The sequence below is a fragment of the Phenylobacterium sp. genome, from assembly GCF_037968635.1.
Classification (GTDB): Bacteria; Pseudomonadota; Alphaproteobacteria; order Caulobacterales; family Caulobacteraceae; genus Phenylobacterium.
Genome location: NZ_JBBKVV010000153.1, coordinates 1 through 5,366 on the forward strand (window position 1 = coordinate 1; position 5,366 = coordinate 5,366).

The window sequence follows — 5,366 nt, forward strand, 5'->3', positions numbered from 1 at the left end:
GGCTCGGCCATGTCGGCCCACCTGCCGCCGATGTTGAACGCCCTGGGGGTCAGCCCGGCGGCCGCCGTGGGCGCCGCGGCCCTGGTGGGTCCAGCCCAGGTGGCCGCCCGGCTGGCGGAGTTCGCCCTGGTCCGCCGCATTCACCCCCTGGTCTCGGGCCGGGTGGCGGTGGCCATGTTCCCTATCGGGGCAGGCCTGCTGATCGCCTTTGGCGGTATCGCGGCCGCACCCTTCACGATCCTCTACGGGGCGGGCAACGGGCTGTTCACGATCGTCCGCGGCGCCCTGCCGCTGGCCCTGTTCGGAGACCGCAACTATGGGCGCCGTCTCGGCGTGCTGAACGTGCCCGCCCGCCTGCTGCAGGCGGTGTCGCCCTTTGTCTTCGCCCTGATGCTGGACAGGTCGGCCAACCTGGCGCTGGGCATCATGGCGGGCGGCTCGGTTCTGGCGTTCGGCGCCCTGCTGGCGCTGCGAAAGCCACAATAGCGCGGCCTCTCGTCACCGGGGGTTTCCACGCTCGGGGACTCTGCTAGACCGAACGGATTGAATTTATCCGTTATTAAAAGGGAGAGCCCGCGCGGCTTTTCAAATCCCCTGCACGCGCGGGCGGGACGCCATTGGAAGAAAAAATTACCGACGTACCGGTGGCCAGCGGTGAAGCCGCCGCGCCCGACAGCACGACCATGGTGGAAAAAGAGGCCGCCTATGAAAAGTTCGTCTGGGACAATCTGAAGCGCAACTACATCGGCAACTACCTGCACGGCATGCTGGGCATGACGGGCTTCCGGCTGGTGAACGCGCCGACCTTCCTGCCCGCCTACCTGCACATGATTTCCGGCTCCAACACCATCGTTGGCCTGGGCCTGGCGCTGCAGCAGGTGGGGAGCGTGGTGTCGCCCATCGTCGGCGCCACCCAGATCGAACACCGCACCAAGGTGATGCCTGCGGCCATGTGGATGGGCGGCCTGGCCCGCCTGCAGATCCTGGGCATGGCGGCCTCCGGCTGGCTGCTGAGCGGCCAGTCCCTGGTGATCGCCATCCTGGGCTTCATGTTCCTGTTTGGCCTGTTCATGGGCGCGCAGCGGGTGGTGTTCGGCCTGCTGATGGCCAAGGTGATCCCGCTCAGCCGGCGCGGCCGGCTGCAGGCCTGGCGCAACGCCACGGGGGGATTGATCGCCGCCATCCTGGCCTATTTCGCCGGGCGCTATTTCATCGGCGCGAACCTGTTCGGCAACGGTTACGGCGTCACCTTCATCTTCGCTTTCATCCTCACCAGCCTAGGCCTGACGGCCCTGAACATGCTGCTGCGGGAACCCGAGCCCCCCACTCTGCGTAAGCAGACCAAGCTGCTGGAGCGGCTGAAGGACTTCCCGGCCCTGATCGCCTCGGACAAGGGCTACATGTACTTCCTGTTCGTGCAGATGCTGGCCACGGCGGGCCGCCTGGCGGTGCCGTTCTACATCATCTACGCCGGCTCCACGATCGAGCTCACCGGCGGCAACCTGGGTTTGCTCACCCTGGCCTATCTGGGCGCCGACACGCTCTCCAATCTGCTGTGGGGCTATTTGGGGGACAAGACCGGCTTCCGGCTGATCCTGCTGGTGTCCCTGGTGATCTGGATCGCCGCCACGGTCCTGCTGATGAACGTCCACCTGATGCCCATGACCTTCCTGGCCTTCTTTGGCCTGGGGGCCTCGCAGTCAGGCTACATGATGGCCGCCAACACCATGATCCTGGAGTTCGGATCGCGCGACGAGATGCCCATGCGCATCGCCATCTCGGCCACCGCCGAGGGCATCATGGCCTCGATCGGTCCGCTGGCCGGCGGCATCATGGCCACGGCCCTGGGCTACACCACCGTGTTCGGGGTTTCGATCGGGTTCCTGTCCCTGGCCCTGGCCCTGCTGATCTTCGCGGTGAAGGAGCCACGCACCGCCCGAATGTCGACGATGTAGCTAGGCCGCCAGCCTGGCTTCCGCCGCCGCCGCGATCCTCGCCTTGGCGATTTCGTTGGCGACCTCGTGGGTGGGGCGGCGTTCGGCGATGGAGCGGGCCAGGACCTCGTCCAGGGTCTCGGTAAGGCGGTCCACCTTGGTGGCCACCCAGGCCGCATCGAAGCTGGTCCCGGCCTCCAGGGCGGCGATCTCGGCGGCGACGTTGATGATGCCGCCGCCGTTGATCACATAGTCCGGCGCATAGAGCATGCCGCGTTCGAAGAGGGCCCGCCCCACCTCCGGCGTAGCCAACTGGTTGTTGGCGCCGCCCGCGATGATACGGGCCTTCAGGCGCGGCAGGGTGTCGGCGTTGATGGCGCCGCCCAGGGCGCAGGGGGCGAAGACCTCGGCCTGGGCCTCGAAGATGTCGGCGGGACTGACGACCTTGGCGCCCGTCCTCTCCGCCACCGCGCGCAGCGCCTCGGCGTTGGTGTCGGTGATGATGAGCTTGGCGCCGGCCGCATGCAGCTTGTCGGCCAGGTAGGCGCCGACATGACCGACGCCCTGGATGGCGACGGTGACGCCGGACAGGTCCCGGTTCAGCGCCCGGCGGACGCTGAGCGCCACGCCGCGGAACACGCCCTCGGCGGTGACCGGCGACGGATCGCCCGAGGCGGCCTCATGGCCTTCGAGGCCGGCGACGTGCCGGGTCTGTCGTCGGGCGTGGGTCAGGTCGGCCGGTGAAACCCCGACGTCCTCGGCGGTCCAGTAGCGGCCGCCCAGATTGTCCACCGCGCGGCCGAAGGCCTCGAACAGGGCGGGTGTCTTCTGGGTGTGGCTGTCACCGATGATCACGGCCTTGCCGCCGCCCAGCGGAATGTCCGCCATCGCGTTCTTGTAGGACATGGCCCGCGACAGCCGCAGGGCGTCGTCGAGCGCCAGGTCGGCGCTGGCATAGGGCCACATGCGGCAACCGCCCGCCGCCGGCCCCCGGGCCGTGGAATGGACCGCGATTATGCACTTGAGGCCGGTTTTCTCATCAAAGAACGCATTGACGCTCTCGTGGCCCTCGAAGGCGGGATGATCGAACAGGGTCATGCTGAGAACGGGCTCGAATTGGGGAAGGATTTACCCGCCTCTACGCCCGCACGTTCCATCTCACAACCCCGGCGATGAGGCGCCCTGGGCGCTCTGGCGTCCGGGCTTGGGGATGGGCGGGGCGCCGGACGGCAGGGGGGCGGCGGGATCGCGGACATAGGTCAGGATATCTTCCCAGACCTTGGGCCCCTGGTGATCGCGGGTCATCAGGTGCCAGCCGTCCTTGTAGTAGACGCTGCGATCGCCGGGCTTCAGGCGGCTGGCGGCCTCGAAGGCCGGGCGCTTGGGGATGATCTCGTCATTGGCGCCGTAGAGATAGAGGGCGGGGACCTTGATCTGGCCGGTGGCCTGGTAGGCCCGCTCCATCATCGCCACCAGGCCGTAGAGGGTGTCGGACCGCGCGCCCCAGACCATCAGGGGGTCGCGGCCCATGGCGATCAGTTCCTCGCGGTTGTCGGTGGGGGCGACGCGCTTGGTCAGCCAGTCGGGCGGCGTGTAGACCTTTGATCCGGTCAGCCGGGCGGCGAACCAAAGGGTGGTCTTGTACGGCAGGGGTTGGGACGACCAGCCCCAGACGGCGGGTGACAGCAGCACGACACGGTCGGCGGCGGGAGGGCGGTCGGAGGCGAACGCCTCCACGGTGACGGCGCCCCCCATGCTCTCTCCGGCCACCACGATGACGGCGTTCGGGTGCCTGGCGCGGACCACGGCGGCGATGGTGCGCAGGTCCTCCTGCATCAGATCATCCCCGCCCCAGATGCCGCGGTGGGGCGAGCGGCCGAAACCACGCTGGTCGTAGGCGTAGGTGGTGACGCCGTGGCTGGCCCAATAGGGCGCGGCCAGGTGGAAGGCGTTTGAATAGTCGTTCATGCCGTGGACGCCGATGATCACGGCCCAGGGTTCGGGCGCATCGGCCTTCCAGGTGGTGAGGCCCAGGCGGGCGCCGTCGAAGCTGACGAACTGGTCGCCCTCCAGCCTGGGGCCCGAGAAGGCGGCCGGCGGCATGCCGGCCTGCTGCACCATCAAGGGCGTGCAGGCGGTGAGCATCATGGCCGACAGGAGGACGAGGAGGCGCTTCACGACTCTAGAATGGCTTGGACCCTTTGGCGAAGATAGGGCGTAACCTCCGCCTCGAACCAGGGGTTCCTCTTCAGCCAGCCCGTGTTGCGCCAGGACGGATGGGGCATGGGCAGGTAGTGCGGCAGGTAGTCCCGCCAGGCGCGCACGGTCTGCGTCATGTTCGCCCTGGACCGATCACCCAGCGCCCATCCTTGCGCATAGCCGCCCACCAGCAGGGTCAGTTCCATCTCCGGCAGGGCGGCCATGAGCTTGGGTCGCCAAAGCTGGGCGCAGCGCGACGGGGGCGGATAGTCGCCGCCCTTGGGGCTGGTCCCGGGAAAGCAGAAGGCCATGGCCGCCACCCCGATCTCGGGCCGCGCGTAGAAGGTCGCCGCGTCGATCCCCATCCAGGCGCGAAGACGGTCACCGGAGGGATCAGTGAAGGGCAGGCCGCTCTCGTGAACACGGCGGCCCGGCGCCTGGCCGACGATCAGCAGCCGCGTCTCGCTCCTCACCATCACGACCGGTCGCGGCGTGTGCGGCAGTTCCCCTGCGCAGGCGCGGCAGGCGGCGATGTCGGCAAGGACGGTGGAGAGAGACATGGGGCCTATCTAGGCACGACAGGCCCCAAGGCCAGCTAGGCCGCAGTCTCGTCTGGCGCATCGACCACGGGGGTCTCGGTCGCCTTCGACAACGCAGCCGCCCGCTCGTCGTCCGTCGGCAGGCGCAGGCGGTAGACGCCCTTGAAGGTGTCGGGGTCGGCGGGCTTGTTGTGGCGCAGCACCGTGATGCGGCCCTGGCGGGCCAGGCCGCGGGCGGTGGCGCGGACGTGGCCGGTGAGGCGCTGCCAGCGCTCGGGCTCGGCGGCCCGGGCCACCTCTTCGGAGGACACCGACTTGCCGGGCGGGAGCTTGCCGACGATCTCCAGGATCACGGCCTCCATGTCGATGCTCATGGTCAGCCGCCTCGTTTCAGGGTTTCGCGGGCGATCACCACCTGCTGGATCTGGCTGGTGCCTTCGTAGATCCGGAAGATGCGCACGTCGCGGTAGAAGCGCTCGATCCCGTAGTCGGCGACATAGCCCGCGCCGCCGAAGATCTGCACCGCGTCGGTGGTGACTTTCATCGCGGTGTCCGAAGCAAAGCACTTTGCCATCGAAGACATCTCCGCCATGCGCGAGAAATCACCCGCATCGACCAGCCGCGCGCATTCGTACACCAGGGCACGCGCCGCCTCGACCTGCATCGCCATGTCGGCGAGCATCCATTGCAGGAC

6 protein-coding genes and 1 pseudogene are annotated in these 5,366 nt (G+C 68.2%); 2 read left to right on the plus strand and 5 right to left on the minus strand.

Annotation, left to right across the window (positions count from 1 at the left end; all coding sequences use genetic code 11):
• Both AAC997_RS17585 and AAC997_RS17590 read left to right on the plus strand, forming a co-directional pair.
• Positions 1-486: pseudogene (locus AAC997_RS17585) on the plus strand (hypothetical protein); the annotation flags it as partial.
• 131 nt (positions 487-617) lie between these two features.
• Positions 618-1,955 carry an MFS transporter gene (locus AAC997_RS17590; protein ID WP_340647006.1) on the plus strand — a complete coding sequence of 446 codons (1,338 nt, stop codon included), beginning with the start codon at positions 618-620 and terminating at the stop codon, positions 1,953-1,955.
• Here AAC997_RS17590 and AAC997_RS17595 read toward each other — a convergent pair whose 3' ends face one another.
• From AAC997_RS17595 to AAC997_RS17615, 5 genes are all read right to left on the minus strand, one after another.
• Positions 1,956-3,032, minus strand: a complete 1,077-nt coding sequence (locus tag AAC997_RS17595) for a Glu/Leu/Phe/Val dehydrogenase dimerization domain-containing protein (protein ID WP_340647007.1) — start codon at positions 3,030-3,032, stop codon at positions 1,956-1,958. It lies immediately after the preceding gene.
• Between the two features lie 60 nt (positions 3,033-3,092).
• The gene (locus tag AAC997_RS17600) at positions 3,093-4,112 is read right to left on the minus strand and encodes an alpha/beta fold hydrolase (RefSeq protein ID WP_340647008.1); all 1,020 of its coding nucleotides are present in this window, start codon (positions 4,110-4,112) and stop codon (positions 3,093-3,095) included.
• Positions 4,109-4,693, minus strand: a complete 585-nt coding sequence (locus AAC997_RS17605) for a uracil-DNA glycosylase family protein (RefSeq protein WP_340647009.1) — start codon at positions 4,691-4,693, stop codon at positions 4,109-4,111. The genes AAC997_RS17600 and AAC997_RS17605 overlap by 4 nt, the downstream gene beginning before the upstream one ends.
• Before the next feature lie 35 nt (positions 4,694-4,728).
• Entirely contained in the window at positions 4,729-5,046 is a 318-nt protein-coding gene (locus tag AAC997_RS17610; RefSeq protein ID WP_340647010.1) for a DUF3253 domain-containing protein, read from the minus strand.
• A 2-nt stretch (positions 5,047-5,048) separates the two neighbouring features.
• Positions 5,049-5,366: acyl-CoA dehydrogenase family protein (locus tag AAC997_RS17615; protein WP_340647011.1), on the minus strand; the 318-nt coding region annotated here is incomplete at its 5' end.